This is a genomic window from Bacillus sp. DB-2, assembly GCF_003315125.1.
GTDB classification, from domain to species: Bacteria; Bacillota; Bacilli; order Bacillales; family Bacillaceae_G; genus Bacillus_A; species Bacillus_A mycoides.
Window position 1 is genome coordinate 34,075 of sequence record NZ_QNRN01000013.1, and the last position, 21,086, is coordinate 55,160.

Here is a 21,086-nt window from a genome sequence, read left to right on the forward strand (position 1 = left end):
GGATAAAATATTTCTAAACTGTCAAATGATAATTGTATAGAGTTCAATGTTCATGTTACATATCTTTAGAAGGGGTCTGTTTAGTGAAATGCAATATTTTTCTAAAAGGGCTTGCGTTTTATAAAATAAAGAGATAGAATACTCTGTAAATATAAAAAGTGATGATTAGGAAAAGTACATGATGCAAGGGTCTACAGAGAGCAATCGGTTGCTGGGAAGATTGCGATACCGCATGATGGAAAGACACCTGTGAGTGTTGCTTTGAACGTGATAATTAGTAAAAGCAAACGGTACCTACCGTTATCAGGGCTAAGATGGTCATTATGACAATTTGGGTGGTACCGCGGAAAAATCCGTCCCTATTTATAGGGGCGGATTTTTGTATTCTTTGAAAGGAGGTGAGTGACCGTGGATGATGACGATGACAACAATAACGTAAATAAAAATAAAATTAATGGAGGGAAATATAATGGATCAAATAATGAAGCGTTCACTCACACGAGAATGTACGGAACATGGCGGGAAGGTTGTATTACTACAAGGATGGGTAAAAAAGATTCGTCATCTAGGGAATGTTAGTTTTTTATTATTAAGGGACCGAACGGGAGTTATTCAATGTGTATTAGAAAACGAGTTAGCCGGATACAAAGTTGATGTTGAAAGTGTGGTCCAAATAATTGGAGAAATAGTAGAGACACCGAAAACAGAATTAGGTGTTGAAGTACTTGCACATGAAGTGGAAGTACTAAATGGAGCAGAATCACTCCCATTTGAAATAAATAAAAAAAAGTTACAAGTTGGCCTAGATCAATTATTGAATGAGCGAGTATTATCGTTAAGGCATGAGCGAATCGCGGCGATATTTAAAGTGAAATCTATACTCGTTCAGAGCTTTAGTGAATTCCTAATAGAGAACGATTTCACACGTATATTTACTCCGAAAATTGTCTCGCAAGGGGCAGAAGGAGGAGCGAATGTTTTTAAGCTTCCATATTTCCAAAAAGAAGCGTATTTAGCTCAATCACCACAGTTTTATAAACAAATGATGGTAGCGGGAGGACTCGAACGTGTTTTTGAAATTGCTCCTGTGTACCGGGCTGAACATCATAACTCTTCAAGACATTTAAATGAATATATATCGTTAGATGTAGAACTTGGATTTATTCATGATTTTCATGAAGTAATGCAATTAGAAACAGATATTTTACGATACATGTTTCAACAAGTAGGAGGAAAATGTGAAAAAGAACTACAACTATTACAAATAACAGTACCTGTCATTACAGAAATTCCTAAAATCACATTGGCAGAAGCGCAAGAAATTTTGAAAATGAAGTATCGGAAAGAATCTCCTGAAGGGGATTTAGATACAGAAGGTGAAAAGTTACTAGGGAAATATGTGAAGGAAACATATAAAAGTGAATTTGTCTTTATTACACATTATCCGAAAGAATCGCGACCGATGTATACAATACCGAATAAGGAGAATGAAGCCGTAACGGATTCATTTGACCTATTATATAAAGGATTAGAAATAACGTCAGGTGCACAGCGTATTCACAATCATGAAACGTTACTCGCATCTTTTAAAGAAAAAGGATTACATCCAGAGAAATTTCAATCGTATGTAGATACATTCCGCTACGGATGTCCACCGCATGGTGGCTTTGGAATTGGATTAGAACGAGTTGTGTATAAGCTTTTAGAATTATCAAATGTTAGAGAAGCGAGTGCTTTTCCGAGAGATTGTACACGTCTTATACCATAAAAAAGCATCTTCGCGATTATCGCGAAGATGCTTTTTTACTGTTCTTTCATTTTTACATTGAAAATTTATAAAAATCATTTTCGACAAAAAATTAACATAGCCCTTGACAGTTATAAATATAACCGATATACTTCATATTAATTTCAAAAGAAAATATATTCTAAATATTAAAATGCATTGAATAGGAGTAGTAAGGTCATGTATTTGTACAGAGAGCTATGGGTTGGTGCGACATAGTCAAATGACATCCTGAACTCGCCTAGGAGCAGTAAGGTGGAACGGAATCACATTCTTAGTAAATCTTAACGGTTAACCTTCGATATTAGGTTTGTAATCAAACGATTACTACTAAGGTGGATTCATAATGGAATCAATAAGGGTGGTACCGCGTTAAGTAAATGGCTTAGCGTCTCTTTATATAGAGACGTTGGGCCATTTTTTTATTTTATAGAAAAAGAAATGGAGGTTTTATTCAGATGGATCAATAATATTTATTTATTAATATAAAATGATTTTAACAGGAGGAAAATAGGATGAAACAGACGGAGCAATGGACTTCGAAATTAGGTTTTATAATGGCAGCAGCAGGATCAGCAATTGGACTTGGCGCAATATGGAAGTTTCCTTATATTGCTGGAAAGAGCGGGGGAGGGGCATTCTTTTTAATCTTTATATTATTTACTGTATTAATTGGACTACCGCTACTTATAGCTGAATTTATGATTGGACGCAGTACACAGAAACAAGCAGTTGGAGCATTTAAAAGTATCGCACCAAATACAGGATGGCACTGGATTGGCCGTCTTGGCGTTGGAACTTGTTTTATATTGCTATCATTTTATAGTGTTGTAGGTGGCTGGGTTTTAATATATTTTTTCAGGGGAGTAACAGGACAGCTTATTACTCCGGGACAAAATTATAGTGCATTATTCACAGAGACAATTGGAAATCCGACTTGGGCCATTATCGGTCATTTTGCATTTATGTTCATTACGATATGGGTTGTATCAAAAGGTGTACAAAATGGAATTGAAAAAGCAAGTAAATATATGCTACCAGCATTGTTCGTTTTATTTGTCGCTCTTATTATTCGTTCATTAACACTGGATAATGCGATGCAAGGCGTGAAGTTTTTCTTACAACCAGATTTCTCGAAGATTACTTCAGAAAGTATTTTATTCGCAATGGGCCAATCATTCTTTGCGATTAGTATAGGGATTTCGATTATGGTTACGTATAGCTCGTATTTAAATAAAAAAGAAAGTTTACCAAAATCAGCAATAACAATTGTTGGATTGAATTTATTCGTCTCTTTATTTGCAGGTCTTGCCATTTTTCCAGCAGTATTTTCGTTAGGCATGGAGCCGACAGAAGGGCCAGGCTTACTATTTATCGTATTGCCATCTGTATTTAGCCAAATTCCATTCGGAGGATTGTTCTTAACTGTATTTCTTGCGCTATTTACATTTGCCACATTAACCTCGGCATTTTCTCTACTAGAGACGGTTGTTTCAGCATTAGCAAATGGTGAACAAGAAAGAAGAGCTAAACTATCATGGATCATCGGGTTCTGCATTTTCCTAGCAGGTATACCATCTGCCTTATCATTTGGAGTATGGAGTGATATTACGATTTTTGGGAAGAATATTTTTGATGCAGTAGACTTCTTATCTAGTAATATATTAATGCCGCTGGGAGCATTATTTATTAGTATTTTCGTATCATTCAAGATGGAAAAGAAAGTGTTAGAAGCTGAATTTTTTGTAGGTGGAAATTATGGAAAGATAGTATTTACTATCTGGGCATTTTTACTTCGATTTGTAGCACCACTTGCGATAGTTATCGTATTTTTAAATGTAATAGGGATTATTTAAGTTTAAATGTTATAATATTCAGTAAAAAAGAAGGTGATGATAATAAAAATAAATTTGATTGAAGTTGGGAAATATATGAACATTAGAGGGAAAAAGCTATACGTTGAAACACATGGAAGTCCTAAAAATAAACCAGTATTATTTTTACACGGTGGCCCAGGTGAAAGCTGTTATGATTTTTCATTTCATCAAGCGGAACGATTAAAAGATTCCTTATATGTAATTATGATAGATCAAAGAGGAGTTTGTCGATCAGAAGGAATTACTGAGGAAGAATCTTTTGGATTAAATGATTTAGTTGAAGACTGTGAGGAAATAAGAAAACTATTACAAATTGAGAAATGGTCTGTAATCGGGCACTCTTTCGGTGGATATTTAGCGTTGTTATATGCGTCGATGTATCCAAATTCAATAGAGAAAATAATATTTGAAGGTCCGACTTTCGATTTTGCATTAACAAGTAGGGCTCTATTACAAAAGACAGGAATTTTATTAAAAAAGTATGGAAAAGAATTAGCGGCAGAAGAGTGCATTGCTTATTCATCTAGTAATGCTAGTTCAGAAGAGTTGTTAGAAGCTTATATAAGATTAAGCGATGAATTAGAAGAAAAAAGAATGGAGATTTACAATTATAAGGAGGATGAGACAGACGAGAGTTTATATAGTGATGAAGAGTGGGAAGTATTTTCAAATCGCTCCAAAATCCATTTTGATAGATTAAAATCAGAGGGAGCATGTCATACGTCATTATTATCTAAAATAAAAGATATACAAAATCCAATGTTATTAATTGTAGGAAAATACGATGTAGTAACGTGTGAAAAACAAATTGAAATATTTAATAATGATGCTTCAAATGGGAAGTATATTGTATTCGGAGAAAGTGGTCATTCACCGCATTATGAAGAAGCAGAGAGATTCGCAGAAACAATCATGCATTTTTTGAAATAAAAAAGAAGGGTGCTTCTAATAATGAGAAGCACTCTTTTTAAATTTCGGGATAAGTGATTGTAATGTTAGGCCATTTGCTTTGCCATTTCTTTTGATTAACTCTTTTGTTGTACATATGTATTCGTTCTTTCGTTTCCAGAAAATGAGGTGTAGGTTTCACTTGTAATGAAAGTACATCTTCAATTCCACATGGAGCTGTTAATATGAGATTGTTTTGCTCGTCAAGCGTAACTCCTAAAGCGGTTGCTGTTTCAGGAAATTTAGAAATAGCATCAACAGAAGAAGAGTATGGTGGCATTCCATTCACTACATGCATGCGAGTTTGATTTTTTACTGACCAAGGGATAGAGGCATCCATATTCGCCAGCTTCTGTTTTAATGATTGTTCGTACGCCTCATCTTTATGTAATGGATCATAATAAATGACATCGACATCTGGCGTAGCCGTTCTTACTTCGTAGTTATGTAAAGTATCCCAAATTTTAGAACGGACAAACCCAGCACAAATCCACCAATCAGGTAGCTCTAGTGATTTTGCCATTTTTAATACATACATCATCCATTCGTCGTTTTCTATAAAACGAATTATATCTTGCTCTGTTTTTATCTTCATTGATATATTCACCTTTCTAGTAAATTAATGCATCAGTTCAATAATCCATAAAATCCAGTAAGCACCTGGTACAAATAGTAGTTGTGCCAATAATGTGCCGAAAAGTCTAGATATCATTAGCCAACCATACATTTTACTCATTGCCTCAGCACCCTTTTCAGATTGTAAAGCACGTTCTGTTAAAAGGGCAATGCGTGGATCGAGTAGCACTGTTAATAAAATAGTGGCGAAACCATTCACAAGGCCAGAAGCTGTACTTGCATTTGTTGCATAAGTCGGATTTAAAAAAGAAGCATATAGTGCGGAAAGAACACCAGCTGTATAAATGGCAGTGGCAAACATATTAATAAGCATAATTCGCTTCGGAATTCCGCCAATACGCATTCGATGAATCATCTCAAGCTTTGGAAAGCGTACATATTTTTTTGTGTACTTTAATTTTTGAATGTTATTTGTTTTCATCATTCGAATGAATGAACCATCCGTTTCAAAGTTTTGAATAACGTATCCAAATAGCTTTGTCAAAGTTGGGTAGAGTATAATCGCGAGCAATGTACCGACAGAAGCAGATAATAGAACGAGCCGTATAATATGCTCTAAATCAATAGAAGAATCTAGCTTTGCTTCATCGACAATACCACCAATTAAAAAAGCTTGTAGTAAGTTAGATGTTCTTGAAATAAGTAGTACCATTCCTACGATGGATAAGGCAACGACAATCTTTTTTAAACGAACACCAGCTAATCGAATACTATAAGAGCTAGTTTCAACCGCGTGGATAACAATTGTGAAAGCCATTATAAAAATTAATGTAATTGACATTTGATTCACCAGTTTCTATTAAATTGAGTATAACTTTTTCACTTTATCATATCTTTTGTGATTTTGTAACTGAAAGTATAAGGATAAGAAAAAGTAATTTTCTGAAAAGTTAAATGGTGATAGTATAGTAAAGGGCTAAGTAGGAGCATGGATTTAATGGGGTACATATAAAATCAGTGGGGGAATTAAATATGTATAAAACATTTCTATTTGATTTAGATGGAACATTAACGGATCCGAAAGAAGGGATTATAAATTCTGTTCTATACGCGTTAGAAAAAATCGGGATTGAAGAAGTAAATATAAGCGAGTTAGATTCATTTATCGGCCCACCAATACAACAATCTTTTGTAGATAGATATAATATGAACGAAATAGAAGTAGAACGAGCAGTGTTTTACTTTCGGGAGTATTTAAAGCAAAGTGGTTTATTAGAGAATAAAGTATACGATGGAATTACAACCCTATTGCAAGAATTAAAGGATGCTGATAATCGTTTGTTTGTAGCAACATCAAAACCTACTGTATTTGCGAAACAAGTAATAGAGCACTTTCAGTTAACATCTTTTTTTGAAGAGATTGTTGGGAGTAATTTAGATGGGACAAGAATAAAAAAGGAAGAAATAATTGCTCATATTTTACAAACAAATGAAGAACTCAAAAAAGAAGAAATGGTGATGATTGGTGATAGAAAGCATGACGTAATCGGTGCGAACAGTAACGGAATTGCTTCAATAGGTGTATTGTATGGATATGGTAATGAGAATGAATTGAGTGATGCTGGGGCGATTCATATAGTGAAAGATGTCGAAGAGTTACAAAGCTTTTGTATAGAGAATAGTACGATAAAACTATAGAAATAGAACCTAGAAATCCCTTTATAACATATGGCGATGAAATCGTTCTTGTTTAAAGGGATTTTACATATGTAATCGAATACTATAATTAGACAATTTTAGCATGAAAAATTTGTAATAAAGTAAAACTTTAATTAGTGGAAGTTTTGTCCATCCGGCACTGAGTAACAGCCCTGACCAATCGGGCTGTTACGAGCAGTTGATATCCCGCCTAGCTTCTGCACATTTGCTGAATTTTAAGGTGGGAGTCTTACTGCCCGCAAATAGCGGGATAAAAAGAGGAGGAATGTCATGAAATAAAAGGGTTCGAAATACGAGTAAAAGTTCCTCGTGAAAAGATTGAATTTTCAGTTTAAAAGGAGGGTTATAATTGGAGCTAGTTATTATTTTATTAGCACTTAGTTTACTCATGTTTGTAGCATATAAAGGATTTTCTGTAATATTATTCGCACCGATTTTTGCATTATTTGCGGTATTTTTGACAGAGCCTAGTTTTGTATTACCTTTCTTTTCAAATATTTTTATGGAGAAAATGGTAGGATTTATCAAATTATATTTCCCAGTGTTTTTACTTGGAGCAATATTTGGGAAAGTAGTAGAAATGTCAGGAATCGCTGATTCCATCGCAAAGACGATTGTAGAGTTAGTTGGAGAAAAACGTACAATTTTAGCAATCGTTTTAATGGGAGCTATTTTAACGTATAGCGGTGTTAGTGTGTATGTAGTGGTGTTCGCTATATTTCCTTTTGCGGCTAAGTTGTTTCGACAAGCGGATATTCCAAAACGTTTAATCCCTGGCACAATCGTTCTTGGAGCAGCGACATTTACAATGGATGCGCTTCCTGGATCACCACAAATTCAAAATGTAATACCTACAACTTTTTTTAAAACTGATATTTATGCAGCACCGATACTTGGTATTTTAGGAGCAATTTTTGTTTTAACGTTAGGTTTACTTTATTTAGAGAGTAAGCGTAAGAAGGCAAAAGCAGCAGGAGAAGGGTATTTTGGTTTTAACGATGGGAATTCTGAAATGGCAGCATCTTTGCAATTAGAACAAAAAGATATGCCGATATTAAGCAGTATTGAAATTACAAGAGTACAGCAAGTAATTGCGTTTGTACCACTTATTTTAGTAGGTGTAATGAATAAAGTTTTCACAATCATGATACCAAAGTGGTATCCAGATGGTTTTGATTTCTCAGCTATTGGTATGAAAGCATTTGGAAAGGTTGAATTAAGTGCGGTAGTTGGGATTTGGTCTGTAGAATTGGCACTTATTATAGGGATTTTATCAACGCTTTTATTATATTGGAAACGAGTAGTAACTGGATTTCAAGCTGGATTGAATACAAGTATTGGTGGAGCGCTACTTGCAACAATGAATACAGGAGCTGAATTTGGATTTGGTGGTGTTATTGCCGCACTTCCTGGCTTTGCGATAATGAGAGATAGCATCTCTGCAACTTTCACGAATCCATTAGTAAATGGGGCAGTAACGACGAATATTTTAGCTGGAATTACAGGTTCAGCATCAGGCGGAATGGGAATTGTGTTAAGTGCGATGGGTGATAAATTTATTGCTGCAGCAACGCAATATAACATTCCATTAGAAGTTATGCACCGCATTGTATCAATGGCATCAGGCGGAATGGATACATTACCACATAATGGGGCAATTATTACTATTCTAACGGTAACAGGATTAACACATAAACAGTCATATAAGGATATATTTGCTATTACAATTTTGAAAACGATTGCTGTATTTGCAGTCATCGCATTCTATACTTTAACAGGGATCTATTAATACTAGTTAATATACGAAAAGAAAATATTTATTAGATTGATATTTTACATAATAAAATATTTATTGTAACTACTCAGTCACTCTATGAAAAATCGGCAGAAAAGTTTTTTAAGTTGGTCGAGAGAGGACCTGGCTATTTATAGGAGCGGTCAGGGCCTTTCCTGCCACGCGCAAAGTTTTAAAACAAAGTATATTAATAAGGGGGCTTATTTTAACTGGAATAATAGACTTTATCAAACTTCTGAATGAAATGCATGGCTGAGTAGTTGCAAATATTTATTATAAATAGAAGGGGTGGAGTACTTGCAAGAAGTTGCTGAGTTTCGTATGCCGAAGTCTGTATTATATGGAAGAAATTCGTTTGAAAAACTAGGGGATCAATCAAGAAAGTTAGGGAAAAGGGCTTTTATTGTCAGTGATACAATTATGGAGAGTTTCGGTTATGTTGAAAGATGTGTGGATCACTTAAATGCGAAAGGGATTACTGTTATTACGTACAATGAAGTAAACACTGAGCCTACAAATTTACACGTATTGGAAGCGTTATCTATTTGTAAAGAAGGAAAATGCGATTTTATCATAGGTATTGGAGGAGGAAGCTGTATTGATGCTGCGAAAGCAGTAGCAGTGTTATATACAAATGGTGGAGAAATTGAAGATTACGTCCAAAAGGATATAGAAATAGAATACAATCCACTACCGCTAATCGCAATCCCTACGACTTCTGGTACTGGATCGGAAGTAACAAGTGTAGCAGTAATTACAAATAAAAAAACAGATGTGAAAATGATGATAAAACATCCAAGCTTTATCCCTCATGTTGCTATAATAGACCCGATTTTTACAAGTTCGGTACCACCTCATATTACTGCAGCAACGGGAGTAGATGCATTATGCCATGCAATTGAAGCTTATATTTCTAAAGTTTCACAACCTCTTACAGATGTTCTTGCTCTTTCAGCTATTGAAAGCATTATGAAATATTTACGTATCGCATATGAAGATGGAGATAATATGGAAGCAAGGGAAGCAATGATGATTGCTTCATTACAAGCTGGGATTGCTTTTTCGAATGCATCTGTTACATTAGTGCATGGTATGTCCCGTCCAGTGGGAGCATTATTCCATGTACCACATGGAATATCGAATGCAATACTATTACCTACAGTTTTAGAGTTTACAAAAATGAGTGCAATAAAAAGGTTAGCAGAAGTAGGACGTAGCTTAAACAAAGATTTGTATTCTCATTCTGATGAAGAAGTAGCGAACTACACGATTGCTGAAATTAAGAAACTTTGTTTTGATCTTCGTATTCCTAATTTAAGAGAATACGGAATTGACGAAGTTGAATTTGAAAATGCTATTTCTAAAATGGCGAAAGATGCAATTGCAAGTGGTAGCCCAGGAAATAATCCACGAGTTCCTTCTTATGATGAAATCAAACAGTTGTATCGAGAGTGTTTTAATTATCAATATGAAGATGCTATAAAAACATCAGGGCTTTAATTTCAGAATATTATAATAAAATTTCCTTGGAAATAGTTAAAACAAGACTTTATATTATAAATTTAAAGTCTTGTTTTATTGTGTATAATATACATAATAAAATATTGTTATTGGTTTTATAAAAATAGTTTAGGTAGGTGTTTTACTATGAAAACGATAGGTCTTATAGGTGGTATGAGTTGGGAATCAACTTCTGAATACTATCGAATTTTAAATGAAGAAATAAAAAGTAGATTAGGTGGATTACATTCAGCAAAATGTCTGATTAATAGTGTGAATTTTGAAGAGATTGAACGATTCCAGTCTAGCGGAGATTGGGAGGGAGCAGGAGAAGTATTAGGGAATACGGCGTATTCATTGCAGAAAGGAGGAGCAGACTTTATAATCATTTGCACAAATACAATGCATAAAGTAGTTGAGAAAATAAAGGAGAATATTAACATTCCAGTATTACATATTGCGGATGCAACTGCAAAAGAAATAAATAGAAAAGGTATTCAATCAGTTGGTCTGCTTGGAACAAAATATACGATGGAGCAAGATTTCTATAAATCACGTATAGAAGAGAATGATATAAAAGTAATAGTACCATTAGGAAAAGATAGAGAAAAAATAAATGAAGTAATATACAAAGAATTATGTTTAGGAAAGATAACATCTCAATCTAGAGAGTATTATAAAAGAGTTATAGAAGAGTTAGTGCAAAAAGGGGCGCAAGGAATAATATTAGGGTGTACAGAAATAGGGTTATTAATAAAGCAGGAAGACATATCAGTTCCGATATTTGATACAACGCATATACATGCGATTGAAGCAGTCAATTTCGCTTTAGATAATAGATTGTAATTATATTATGTAAACTCAACTCATTTGTCTGGAAAACATTCAGAAAATATTTTATAATGTAAGTGGTTACATTTAAGGGGGAATGCGGATGTTTTCAGTTCAGCCAATCGCATTTGTACATAATGAAAGAAAGGAAATAAAAGATGATGAGTGGGGAGAAGTAAGATCCTATATTACTTTAACTGATATGTATACAGAGGAAAGTATACAAGGGATTGAAGATTTTTCTCATATTGAAGTTGTCTTTTATTTTCATAAAGTAACTGATGAACAAATTCAATATTTTGCTAGACATCCTAGAAATAATAATGATTATCCTAAAGTAGGCATTTTTGCACAGCGCGGGAAAAATCGTCCGAATCGCATAGGAGCTACAATTGTAAAGGTGATCAAAAGAGAAGATAAATCAATTATTGTTGAGGGGTTAGATGCTATTGATGGCACCCCTATATTGGATATAAAGCCGATAATGAAAGAGTTTATGCCGAAAGAAGAAATTCTACAGCCTAAATGGGTAACGGATATTATGAAACAATATTGGAAGGGGAATAAAACAAAATGAGAATATATGAGGCAACAATTGCAGATTTAGATGGACTAGCATCTGTTTTTAATAACTATCGCGTATTTTATCGACAAGATTCCGATATTGAAGGAGCAAAAGTGTTTTTACGAAATCGAATCGAGAGAAAAGAATCCATTATTTTCGTGGCAGTTGAAGATGGAGAATATATCGGATTCACGCAACTATATCCATCATTTTCTTCTATTTCGATGAAAGAGTTATGGATTTTAAATGATCTGTTTGTACAAAAGGCGAAGCGCGGAGCCGGAACAGGTAAAAAATTGTTAGAAGCTGCAAAAGAATTTGCCTTAGAAAATGGCGCAAAAGGTGTGAAATTACAAACAGAGATTGATAATTTATCAGCTCAGCGATTATACGCTGAAAATGGATACTTGAGAGATAATCGTTATTTCCATTATGAATTAACTTTTTGAAATATATATAGTTAAATGAGACGTTTTCAATGTGAAGACGTCTCATTTAATTTTTTTATTGATGATTTAAAATCCAATTTGTAGCATCTTCAAAGTTTTCTGCGATGTAGTTTGGTTCAATATGTGCCCATTTATCTCGGAATGTATGTAAAGCATCATATCCAGCGCCAGTTTGAACCAATATAGTCGTTGCATTTACTTTTGCCCCAGCAACAATATCCGTCCAGCGATCACCGATTACAGCGCATTTTGTTAAATCAAGCCCATGTTTTTCCGCTGCTTGCAGGAGCATACCTGCGCTCGGTTTGCGGCATTCACATCCATCACCATGTTTATGAGGACATAGATAAATATCATCAAAACCAAACTCTTTTAATTCTTTCGTAAAATCATTCGCAGTTGCTTTTCCATCCGCGATACCTGGTTGATTCGTAAAAGAGAATAGTTTAATATTTTGGGCTTTTAACTTTTGTAAAGATTCCTTTGTAAAAGGAAATAATGTGAAAGAACCTGGATAATGTATTGTAGTATCACCGCCAATTGTTCCGTCACGATCAATGAATATTGCTTCAATGTTTGTCATAGTTATAGTCCTTTCTTCGTACCAGTAGTTTAAAAATATTTTACAAATCGATACCCATTTACTTCATATCCTAATTTTTTGTAAAAAGGATGTGCTTCTAATCTATTTGTTCCACTGACTAGCCATGTGCCGATACAATTATGTGTCTTTGCTAATTGCTCTGCATAATCCATTAATACCTGTCCAATGCCTTTCCGCCGTATTGTAGAATCAACGCTAATAATTGAAATTTCTCCATAACGAGTTACATCTTCTAAATTTTCACGTATACGAAACCCAAGTAATCCAAATATAGTTTCTTCTTCCTCATAAACATATAAAAAATCAAACGGACTCATTTGTACGAATTGCAATCGGTTGTTCATATCTTCATAGGAAATAGAGGAACCTTTTAATTCTTTTGTTAAAGAACAAAGTGCATCTATATCGTCTATCGTAGCTTCACGAATTTGAAAAGACATATTATCCACTCCAATAAAATGTAATCAAACATTAAGTATTCTGTTAAAAAGTATTTATTCCTGCTACGAAGATAAATATTTTATAATGATATATAGATAGTTATATGTTATTCTTTTCCTTGATTGTATTGGAAATGGAAAGAAGGGGAATGTATGTTAGAAGTGAATATCCGCTCTGCTGGATATGATATAGGGGAAAAGACAATTCATGATATTGCTTTTTCGATTGAACAAGGGGAATTAGTTGCACTGATTGGTGCGAATGGCGCTGGGAAGAGTACGACGATTAAAACGATGCTCGGTTTACTTGTAAATATGAATGGTGAAATATCATTTGGTGAAAAGAAAAATCCTTATGCATACGTGCCGGAACATCCGACATATTATGATTATTTGACGCTCTGGGAACATATTGAATTATTAATGGCTGCTCGCGAGAACGAAGTAGGAGGCTGGGAAAGGAAAGCTGAAGATTTATTACATATGTTTCGAATGGATAAACATAAACATGAGTATTTATCAAAATTTTCTAAAGGTATGAAACAAAAATCGATGCTTATATTAGCGTTTTTAACAGAACCGGATTTTTATATAATTGACGAACCTTTTATCGGCTTAGATCCAGTAGCTACGAAAGAGTTTTTAAGTTATTTATATAAAGAAAAAGAACGCGGCGCAGGGATTTTGCTTTGTACGCACGTATTAGATACTGCTGAAAGAATTTGTGAAAGATTTTTACTCATCTCAAAAGGTACATTAGTCGCAGATGGCCATTTAGAGGCAATTCAAACGTTAGCAGAAATGCCAGGGAGTTCATTGTTAGACTGTTTTGATGTAATCGTAAGGCGTGAACAGCATGATTAAACAACAATTTTATAAAAGATTGCGCCATGAACTCCAGCGGAAATGGAAGTCCATACGTTCTATAACCGATTGGACAGTTGCGCTATATATAATTATTCCAGCACTTATATTTATAGGGATTTATTACCGTTCACTATGGATGGAAGAACTATCGATGGGAGAGACGGTTTATTTCGGATTAGGCCTACTCGCATTTTATGTGATTACATATTCAAGAGGAGTTCGTTCATTTTTTGAACAAGCGGATAGTTTATTTTTAATTTCGTACCCTTCTCACATGCAAAAGTTAATCCAGTATGGCATGATATATACGTTTATTCGAATAGCGATAACGAATGTAGTGGTAGTAGTTGCTATGTTACCGGTGTTGATGAAAAGTATTGGAGTGACGAAGGTACAAGTCGTATTATTTTGGCTATTCTTTACGGTATTCCGATGTATGTTGTCGTTGTTAACGAGGTTTATTCATGTACGCGTGGGGAAACGATGGCTACTATGGATTATAAAAAATGTAATATTTTCTATAAGTCTATCCTTTTTTGGAGTGAGTCTGTTTCTTATTTATAAAAATTCCTTTTATTCTATACTATGTATAGGTCTAGCAGTTTTTCTAATTATCGTATTGATAAAAGAAAAACTAAATTATAAAAATTGCTTTTTTAAAGAAGTTGAGAAAGAGAAAGAAGAAAGTATGCGCTGGACGAGTGGGATTATGCAAGTTGGTGGTCATGCGGCTAAACCGAGTAGTTCGAATAAAAAACCGTGGATGTTTCCTCGTTCTAAAAAGTTTTTAGGGAAGAAAAAGGATTCTCGTATTGTTGAATCCTTTTTAAAAGAATTTTTCCGTACAAGTAGTGCACGAATATTTTATATTCAAATTGTATGTATAAGCACTGTCAGTATTATCATGAGTCCGAGGTGGATTGCAGCTATTATTCTTGCATTTGCTTTAGTTGGAATTTCTCGTTATGCGCGCGATTATTGGAATGAATTTACGAAAAAAATGTTTCTTCATTTATATTGTGATGAAGGAGAATTACTATTATTAAGGTGGAAGGCGGATCGTTATTTGCTCCTTCCAGTCGTATTTATGTACGGAACAGTCATTCTCTCACAGTTTTATTTATTGCCAGCAATAATTATTGGGGTTATTTTTATAGTATTCATTGGTTGGATTGTATTTTTACCATAGAAAAAGAGCCGGAAATGGCTCTTTTTCTAGTCTGTAACACACTGGTAAATAAAATATACTAAAAGGAGTATGCTTGCGGCTGAGTACACGACATCTAAAGTCATCTGATTGCCCCCTCATTGTTGTTGTATTTATAGTGTATGAAATCTTACAATTTCATATTCAAGTGAAAAATATGTGAACGTTAACAAAATTGTAAAGTGCAAAAATTACAATCATTTTGTATAATAGAAGAAACAACCGTTATATAAAATATAATGAGTGAAAGGGGAGGGAACATAAATGCCAAATTGGTTTAGAAAAACCTTAGTCGCATTAATTACCGTATTTACGTTTGGTTTAGTGACGCCTCCTTCCATATTACTTGATAATGCCAAAGCTGCGGACAAGCCTACGAGCACAGCTGGGCAACAAAATTTGGAGAGTACGTCCTATACATATGAAGAAACAAATGATAGGTTAACCACCGATACTTTTGTTAACTATGCGATGCAAGAAGCAGAGAAGCAATCTATGCAAAAATTCGGCTCTAAAATTGGGCCTGTAATTGAAGATGAATTTAAAGATGTTGTATTACCTAAAATTGAAGAGGCAATTGCGGAACTTGCAAATGATGTGCCAGAAGAATCGTTACAATCATTAGCGATTTCTCAAAAACCAGCTGGTGGAAATAATGAAAAGATTTTTCATGTTTATGACACGAAATCAGGAAATGACTTACTGCGATTTCATGTGAGGAGAGATCATCCACCGCAAGATGGATATTATTTTAATTTCCACTATCATCGTTTTGATGATGGATATTCAGGACACCATGAGTTAGGAAATATTTATTGGAATACGAATGTACCGCCGAAATGGTTGTCTTAAAAAGAACGAGAGAAAATCTTGTTCTTTTTTTCTTTATGAAAGGATACGACATTTATGTTGTTGAATAACATCATATGTTTAGGAAAAAAGAAAAAAGGGAGTATGGGGATGCAAAAATATATCGTTTTTGACTTTGATGGCACATTAGTAGATTCACAAAATATATTTGTACCAATCTATAATCAACTTGCTGAAAAGCATGGATATAAGACAGTGAGTGAGGAAGGAATTGAGCCTTTACGAAAATTGACTATTTCTGAAAGATGTAAAAAACTCGATGTACCACTTTATAAACTTCCTATATTGGCGTTAGAGTTTTATAAATTATATCAACCTACCATAAAAGATCTCGTTTTATTCGATGGGATGAAAGATGTATTAGATGAACTACATAAAAAAGGCTACGGGATTGCGATTATATCTTCGAACTCAGAAGAGCATATTAGGGCATTTTTACATAGTAATGGCATAGAAAATATTCAAGAAGTGTATTGTTCTAAAAATTTGTTTGGTAAAGATAAAATGATTAAAAGATTTTTAAAGTCGAAAAAGCTAACAGAACAAGATATGTTATACGTTGGTGATGAACAGCGAGACGTAGCAGCGTGTAAAAAGGCTGGTGTGAATGTAATTTGGGTATCTTGGGGATATGATGTCATTGAAACAGTAGAAAAAGATGAACCAGATTTTATGGTCAATACGCCGATGGAAATTGTACAAGTTGTACAGGGCGCACATTCTTAATATGAATATACTTCGATAAGGTATTCATCATATTGAATTTGGGATAGCGAATTTAGATGAGTCTATTACTTTTTACAATCCGAATGGATTTATTATAGAAGTAGCGTATACACCAAATGTAGAAATGTAAGGGGAATAAACATGAAGACAATTACAGCACGGCAAAGCAATATACAAATAGTAAAAGATGCAGCAAATATTGAAGAAATCTCTAAAGGTTTCTCTCCTGATAAAAAATATATCATTACGACTATTGAAGATGAAAAGTATTTGTTACGGACAGGCGATATAAAAGAGTATGAAAGAAAGAAAATAGAGTTTCAAATTTTAAATGAAATGCAAAAACGTAGTGTGCAAGCACAAAAACCAATTGAAATGGGTTTGTTGGCAGAAGAAGGTTTATGCTATGGCATTTTTTCATATTTAGAAGGGGAAGATGCGAAGAAGCTATTGCCTACGTATTCACCAAAAGAACAATATAATATTGGTATAGAGGCAGGAAAAGATTTAGCAAAAATGCATACATATGAAGCTCCTAAGGATATGCTTCCATGGTATGAAAGAGCAATGAAAAAACATCGAAAATATTTAGAGGCATATAAAACATGTGGAATAAAAATAAAAAATGATGATAAAATCATAAAGTTTATAGATGATAATGAAATGTATGTACAAAATCGCCCAAATCGATTTCAACACGATGATTTTCATTTAGAAAATATAATTGTGCGGGATGGGAAATATGTAGGTGTTGTTGATTTTAATGGCTATGATTGGGGTGACCCACTTCATGATTTCGTGAAAATTGCATTATTTGCAAGAGACATTAGTATCCCGTATTCAATCGGACAAATAGAAGGATACTTTAATGGTAGAATTCCAGAGGAGTTCTGGAAATTATATGCGGTGTACGTTGGCATGACAGTTTTCTCATCAGTTGTCTGGAGCTTACGAGCAGCACCGCATATGTTAGATGATACGTTAGAGCGCCTTACTATAGTTTTAGAGGATCATAAAAACTTTGAGTTATTAAAGCCAATCTGGTTTGATAGTGAAATGATGAATAAAAAATAAGGATAGCAGGTGGGGAATCTCACACCTGCTATTTGTAAATAACTCATGAGACGGTCTCTTTACATAATATATATGTAGTTTTTTTATGAAGGAATGAAAACCTTGACGTCTACTTTATCCCGCTATTTGTCGGGCAGTAAAACTCCCACCTCAAAATTTGGCTTGAGCAAAGGAGTTAGGTGGGAGTCGGGCTGCCCGTAAACGCCCGATTGGTGAAGGCTAATAATCAGTGGGGATGAACAAAATCCCCACTGATTAAAGTTTCACTTTATAATATAAAAAGGGGGTGGACTATTGAAAATCAGGCAAGGTAAATATGAAGAAATAAAAGTACGCGATAGAATTCCAGGAATGGTTGAATATATAGAGGACACAATGTTACCTACTGGTTTTCACTATTATATTCCTCCTCACTGGCATAGAAGTATTGAAATTAGCCTAGTCGTATATGGAGAGGTTTTCTTGTATGTGAATGGGCAAAAAAAGAAAGTATCCGCTGGCGAATTTATTTTTGTGAATAGTGGAGATGTTCATGAATTCGAAAAAGTTGAAAATACAAGTTGTGCAGTAATGATGTTAATTATTTCTTATGAATTTCTTAAAGAGGTAAATGGAGATTTTGATAAATATAGATTTAATATAAAAGAATCAGTTGTTCAGAAAACGAACCTCCAGCAAATATTTTATGAATTAAAGGAGTTAGTCACAAATTCTGATGATTTAAGTTACATAAAAATTAATAGTTTAATTTATGAAATTGTTTATATTCTATTGCGATATTGCAAAGATGGAGAGAGTATAGACAATAATTATCAACTTGGAAATAAACAGAAAGAAATGATTACGTATATTTATAAACATTATGATGAAGAACTTAAACTGAAAGATGTAGCTAAACATTTTTTTGTAAGTGAAGAACATTTTTCCCGTATGTTCAAAAAATCGTTCGGATCAAATTTCACCACTTTTTTAACGAGATACAGGCTCTATAAAGCGTATGAAGATATTATTAATAGTACAAATTCTATACAAGATATAGCAGTGAAACACGGATTTCCAAATGTAAAATCATTTATTTCACAGTTTAAAGAAAAATACGGATATACACCATTACAGTATAGGAAAAATATCATATCAAAAAATGACAATAATCGAATCAAATATGAACAACAATAAAAAAACGTTTCATGTTACATTTTGTACATGGAACGTTTTTTATTTAGTAATAGTAAACGAAGTGAGATTCAATAGAGATTTATCTAATCTGAAGAAATGAAAGCGTTTAAAATAAGAGAGGATGAATACTAGATGACTAGAAAATATGACTTAAACCTATTAGAAAAAATTCAAGAAAAACAAGAAATCATTAATGTACAGGGGGCGAAAGTTTTAGTAAAAAACATACCAGATTGTGATGAAAAAGGAGCGATGGATCCACGTCTTTATAAGGACACGAAGGTTCAAATGAATGTAATGAGGTTTATGCCTAAAAATATGATGAAAATGGACGCTTCTGAAAAATCGGTAAGGAATATGCGAAAACAATTTAATGGAATTAAGAGTGTTCCAATTGTCACTAAAGACGTTAATATTACGCATAAAACAGTGAAAGCGGAAGATGGATATGATATTCCGATAAGAATTTATAACAGTGTTTCTAAACAAGAGAATGCGCCAGTTTTATACTTTATTCATGGTGGTGGATTTATGGCAGGATCACCAGATGTAGTAGAAGAACTTGTGAAATTGATAGTAGAAAAAACAGATATACTAGCCGTTTCTGTGGATTATCGATTAGCTCCGGAAAATCCTTTTCCAACTGGGCATACAGATTGCTACACTACTTTAAAGTGGATTTATGAAAATGCTGATACATTAGGCGGGGATAAGAATAATATCTTTGTGGCAGGTGATAGTGCAGGAGGGAACTTAACACAGTATTGTACAACTAAAGATATGGAAGATGGTAGGAAGTACGTGAAGGGACAGTTGCTTTTGTATCCTACACTTAATATGTGTGACTATGAAGATGAATTTTATTCTTGGAGTATAGATAAATATGAAATTGCTCCTAAGTATAAAAAAGGATTAGAAAAAATGCTTAATATAATGCATTCAATGGTTGGAGGTATGTCAGAAGTACTTGGTACGAAAGAAATTCATTCGAAGTATTTAAGTCCATATGTTGATGTATCCCCAGACTATCCAAGTACATTTATTACGGTAGGAGAGCATGATTTTTTAATGATAGAATGTTTAGCGTATGCAGCTAAATTGACTAAAAAAGGAGTGGATACTGAAACAGTCCTTTATCGTGGTTTAGGGCACGCTTATGGAGATAATGTAGGTGTTTATCCCCAAAGTGAAGATTTAGCAATTGAGATGGGGAATTTTATATTTAAGCATAGTGGAAAGTAGGAGAAATAATGGGAAATAGAAAAGTGATATTAATTTCCAGCTTCGCTATTTTACTATGTATCTTTGCATTTACAGACTTACAAATATCCAATAGTTTATATGAACCAACTAATAAGATACTAGTACCAATGAGTCGTATTGTGGTAGGAGCCCATTTTGCTTCAGATGTTACAGTTGGAGTCGCTATTTCAGTTACTGTTTTTATGTGTTTGAAAAAATTTATATGGATAGATACAAAGTATTTACCACTTGGGTTACGACGAATCGTTGCATGCAAGATACGCCCTTCTACTTCACGACTTTTAGCAAAGCGAACAAGGCCAAGTTTCGGTAATTTTATTGTGTTGCCTACAATTCCAATATTTCCGTTTGTTTGCTTAGTTGTGTAGGATTGAACTGTATTCTTTTTAGACTTGAATCGAGGCATATCATTCTGTTTCTTGAAAAAACGTGAAAAAGCATCTGCGAGGTTTTTTAATGTGGATTGAAGAGCGATACTATCTACTTCTTTTAAACAAATCGTATCCTGTTGCTTCTTTATACGTATCATTCCAAAGAGCAAGGAAATAGTTAAATACAAAGCGACTGCAACCGATTGTTTTAGCAATTAATATTTCTTGTTTCTTATTCGGGTAGATACGAAATTTATATGCTTTATTTACTAACATAGGTTGCACCTCACTTTTTCATCGTATATCTACAGTATACAAAAAAACGTAGGCTTACGCCTACTGACATTCATCTCCCACCTAAAATTGGTGTTTCACACCTTCACATTTTTGAGGAAGGAGTCTTCTGTCAGAAAACGATAAATAATTTAGCATTTGGGTTATC

General features: G+C 33.9%; 20 protein-coding genes, 2 pseudogenes and 2 other annotated features. Of the genes and pseudogenes, 17 read left to right on the forward strand and 5 right to left on the reverse strand.

From position 1 onward, the window contains the following. The first annotated feature begins 152 nt into the window (after positions 1-152). Positions 153-364 (forward strand) — a binding site (T-box leader). 105 nt (positions 365-469) lie between these two features. The 3 genes from aspS (at position 470) to DET63_RS21140 (ending at position 4,593) form a co-directional block, all read left to right on the forward strand. Further along, positions 470-1,768: an aspartate--tRNA(Asn) ligase gene (gene aspS, locus DET63_RS21130; RefSeq protein WP_113937763.1), complete on the forward strand. Its 1,299-nt coding sequence runs from the start codon at positions 470-472 to the stop codon at positions 1,766-1,768. A gap of 168 nt (positions 1,769-1,936) precedes the next feature. Continuing rightward, positions 1,937-2,185 (forward strand) — a binding site (T-box leader). A gap of 116 nt (positions 2,186-2,301) precedes the next feature. Then, a complete protein-coding gene (locus DET63_RS21135; RefSeq protein ID WP_113937764.1) occupies positions 2,302-3,642 on the forward strand; it encodes a sodium-dependent transporter in 1,341 nt (446 codons plus the stop codon). A 36-nt stretch (positions 3,643-3,678) separates the two neighbouring features. After that, positions 3,679-4,593, forward strand: a complete 915-nt coding sequence (locus DET63_RS21140) for an alpha/beta fold hydrolase (RefSeq protein WP_113937765.1) — start codon at positions 3,679-3,681, stop codon at positions 4,591-4,593. A 37-nt stretch (positions 4,594-4,630) separates the two neighbouring features. Here DET63_RS21140 and DET63_RS21145 read toward each other — a convergent pair whose 3' ends face one another. Then, a complete protein-coding gene (locus DET63_RS21145) occupies positions 4,631-5,206 on the reverse strand; it encodes a nucleotidyltransferase family protein (RefSeq protein WP_113937766.1) in 576 nt (191 codons plus the stop codon). Between the two features lie 24 nt (positions 5,207-5,230). Further along, positions 5,231-6,028, reverse strand: coding sequence for a lipid II flippase Amj family protein (locus tag DET63_RS21150; protein ID WP_061673890.1), 798 nt, complete (start codon positions 6,026-6,028; stop codon positions 5,231-5,233). Positions 6,029-6,219: 191 nt separating this feature from the next. On the opposite strand from DET63_RS21150, the gene DET63_RS21155 reads away from it, so the two are divergent. The 6 genes from DET63_RS21155 to DET63_RS21185 all read left to right on the forward strand — a co-directional run bounded on the left by DET63_RS21155 (position 6,220) and on the right by DET63_RS21185 (position 12,046). Then, positions 6,220-6,885 (forward strand): HAD family hydrolase, encoded by a 666-nt coding sequence (locus DET63_RS21155; RefSeq protein WP_113937767.1) that lies wholly within the window; start codon positions 6,220-6,222, stop codon positions 6,883-6,885. 370 nt (positions 6,886-7,255) lie between these two features. After that, the gene (locus DET63_RS21165; protein WP_113937769.1) at positions 7,256-8,695 is read left to right on the forward strand and encodes a GntP family permease; all 1,440 of its coding nucleotides are present in this window, start codon (positions 7,256-7,258) and stop codon (positions 8,693-8,695) included. Between the two features lie 303 nt (positions 8,696-8,998). Then, a complete protein-coding gene (locus DET63_RS21170; RefSeq protein WP_002141613.1) occupies positions 8,999-10,201 on the forward strand; it encodes an iron-containing alcohol dehydrogenase in 1,203 nt (400 codons plus the stop codon). A 147-nt stretch (positions 10,202-10,348) separates the two neighbouring features. After that, positions 10,349-11,047, forward strand: a complete 699-nt coding sequence (locus tag DET63_RS21175; RefSeq protein ID WP_002012596.1) for an aspartate/glutamate racemase family protein — start codon at positions 10,349-10,351, stop codon at positions 11,045-11,047. An 88-nt stretch (positions 11,048-11,135) separates the two neighbouring features. After that, on the forward strand, positions 11,136-11,609 hold the full coding sequence (locus DET63_RS21180; RefSeq protein WP_016102096.1) for an SAM-dependent methyltransferase: 474 nt from the start codon (positions 11,136-11,138) through the stop codon (positions 11,607-11,609). Continuing rightward, the gene (locus tag DET63_RS21185; RefSeq protein WP_002085894.1) at positions 11,606-12,046 is read left to right on the forward strand and encodes a GNAT family N-acetyltransferase; all 441 of its coding nucleotides are present in this window, start codon (positions 11,606-11,608) and stop codon (positions 12,044-12,046) included. The genes DET63_RS21180 and DET63_RS21185 overlap by 4 nt, the downstream gene beginning before the upstream one ends. 55 nt (positions 12,047-12,101) lie before the next feature. Here DET63_RS21185 and DET63_RS21190 read toward each other — a convergent pair whose 3' ends face one another. Together DET63_RS21190 and DET63_RS21195 are read right to left on the reverse strand one after the other, a co-directional pair. Continuing rightward, positions 12,102-12,629, reverse strand: a complete 528-nt coding sequence (locus DET63_RS21190) for an HAD-IIIA family hydrolase (protein ID WP_016102095.1) — start codon at positions 12,627-12,629, stop codon at positions 12,102-12,104. A 29-nt stretch (positions 12,630-12,658) separates the two neighbouring features. After that, on the reverse strand, positions 12,659-13,090 hold the full coding sequence (locus tag DET63_RS21195) for a GNAT family N-acetyltransferase (RefSeq protein ID WP_002136073.1): 432 nt from the start codon (positions 13,088-13,090) through the stop codon (positions 12,659-12,661). Positions 13,091-13,243: 153 nt separating this feature from the next. On the opposite strand from DET63_RS21195, the gene DET63_RS21200 reads away from it, so the two are divergent. From DET63_RS21200 to DET63_RS21235, 8 genes and pseudogenes are all read left to right on the forward strand, one after another. Next, complete coding sequence (locus tag DET63_RS21200) at positions 13,244-13,954, forward strand: ABC transporter ATP-binding protein (RefSeq protein WP_113937770.1); 711 nt, start codon at positions 13,244-13,246, stop codon at positions 13,952-13,954. Next, on the forward strand, positions 13,947-15,146 hold the full coding sequence (locus DET63_RS21205; RefSeq protein ID WP_113937771.1) for an ABC transporter permease: 1,200 nt from the start codon (positions 13,947-13,949) through the stop codon (positions 15,144-15,146). Before DET63_RS21200 ends, DET63_RS21205 begins: the two co-directional genes overlap by 8 nt. A gap of 282 nt (positions 15,147-15,428) precedes the next feature. Then, on the forward strand, positions 15,429-16,016 hold the full coding sequence (locus DET63_RS21210) for a YpjP family protein (RefSeq protein ID WP_002012605.1): 588 nt from the start codon (positions 15,429-15,431) through the stop codon (positions 16,014-16,016). Positions 16,017-16,124: 108 nt separating this feature from the next. Then, positions 16,125-16,760: an HAD family hydrolase gene (locus DET63_RS21215; RefSeq protein ID WP_181777944.1), complete on the forward strand. Its 636-nt coding sequence runs from the start codon at positions 16,125-16,127 to the stop codon at positions 16,758-16,760. Between the two features lie 22 nt (positions 16,761-16,782). After that, a pseudogene (locus DET63_RS21220) lies at positions 16,783-16,872 on the forward strand (aminoglycoside phosphotransferase); the annotation flags it as partial. Between the two features lie 29 nt (positions 16,873-16,901). After that, positions 16,902-17,834: an aminoglycoside phosphotransferase family protein gene (locus tag DET63_RS21225; RefSeq protein WP_002136078.1), complete on the forward strand. Its 933-nt coding sequence runs from the start codon at positions 16,902-16,904 to the stop codon at positions 17,832-17,834. A gap of 294 nt (positions 17,835-18,128) precedes the next feature. Beyond that, positions 18,129-19,010, forward strand: a complete 882-nt coding sequence (locus DET63_RS21230) for an AraC family transcriptional regulator (protein WP_113937773.1) — start codon at positions 18,129-18,131, stop codon at positions 19,008-19,010. 132 nt (positions 19,011-19,142) lie between these two features. Next, positions 19,143-20,252 (forward strand): alpha/beta hydrolase, encoded by a 1,110-nt coding sequence (locus DET63_RS21235; RefSeq protein WP_113937774.1) that lies wholly within the window; start codon positions 19,143-19,145, stop codon positions 20,250-20,252. 220 nt (positions 20,253-20,472) lie between these two features. Here the strand turns inward: DET63_RS21235 and DET63_RS21245 are convergent. Further along, positions 20,473-20,920, reverse strand: a pseudogene (locus DET63_RS21245) (helix-turn-helix domain-containing protein); the annotation flags it as partial. Positions 20,921-21,086 lie beyond the last annotated feature (166 nt).

Bases quoted from the DNA above. Each gene is read 5' to 3' on its own strand.
- DET63_RS21145 (WP_113937766.1), bottom strand. From the start codon at position 5,206: ATGAAGATAAAAACAGAGCAAGATATAATTCGTTTTATAGAAAACGAC.
- DET63_RS21140 (WP_113937765.1), top strand. From the start codon at position 3,679: ATGATAATAAAAATAAATTTGATTGAAGTTGGGAAATATATGAACATT.
- DET63_RS21180 (WP_016102096.1), top strand. From the start codon at position 11,136: ATGTTTTCAGTTCAGCCAATCGCATTTGTACATAATGAAAGAAAGGAA.
- DET63_RS21225 (WP_002136078.1), top strand. From the start codon at position 16,902: ATGAAGACAATTACAGCACGGCAAAGCAATATACAAATAGTAAAAGAT.
- DET63_RS21190 (WP_016102095.1), bottom strand. From the start codon at position 12,629: ATGACAAACATTGAAGCAATATTCATTGATCGTGACGGAACAATTGGC.
- DET63_RS21210 (WP_002012605.1), top strand. From the start codon at position 15,429: ATGCCAAATTGGTTTAGAAAAACCTTAGTCGCATTAATTACCGTATTT.
- DET63_RS21235 (WP_113937774.1), top strand. From the start codon at position 19,143: ATGACTAGAAAATATGACTTAAACCTATTAGAAAAAATTCAAGAAAAA.
- DET63_RS21200 (WP_113937770.1), top strand. From the start codon at position 13,244: ATGTTAGAAGTGAATATCCGCTCTGCTGGATATGATATAGGGGAAAAG.
- DET63_RS21150 (WP_061673890.1), bottom strand. From the start codon at position 6,028: ATGTCAATTACATTAATTTTTATAATGGCTTTCACAATTGTTATCCAC.
- DET63_RS21155 (WP_113937767.1), top strand. From the start codon at position 6,220: ATGTATAAAACATTTCTATTTGATTTAGATGGAACATTAACGGATCCG.
- DET63_RS21215 (WP_181777944.1), top strand. From the start codon at position 16,125: ATGCAAAAATATATCGTTTTTGACTTTGATGGCACATTAGTAGATTCA.
- DET63_RS21185 (WP_002085894.1), top strand. From the start codon at position 11,606: ATGAGAATATATGAGGCAACAATTGCAGATTTAGATGGACTAGCATCT.
- DET63_RS21135 (WP_113937764.1), top strand. From the start codon at position 2,302: ATGAAACAGACGGAGCAATGGACTTCGAAATTAGGTTTTATAATGGCA.
- aspS (WP_113937763.1), top strand. From the start codon at position 470: ATGGATCAAATAATGAAGCGTTCACTCACACGAGAATGTACGGAACAT.
- DET63_RS21175 (WP_002012596.1), top strand. From the start codon at position 10,349: ATGAAAACGATAGGTCTTATAGGTGGTATGAGTTGGGAATCAACTTCT.
- DET63_RS21195 (WP_002136073.1), bottom strand. From the start codon at position 13,090: ATGTCTTTTCAAATTCGTGAAGCTACGATAGACGATATAGATGCACTT.
- DET63_RS21205 (WP_113937771.1), top strand. From the start codon at position 13,947: ATGATTAAACAACAATTTTATAAAAGATTGCGCCATGAACTCCAGCGG.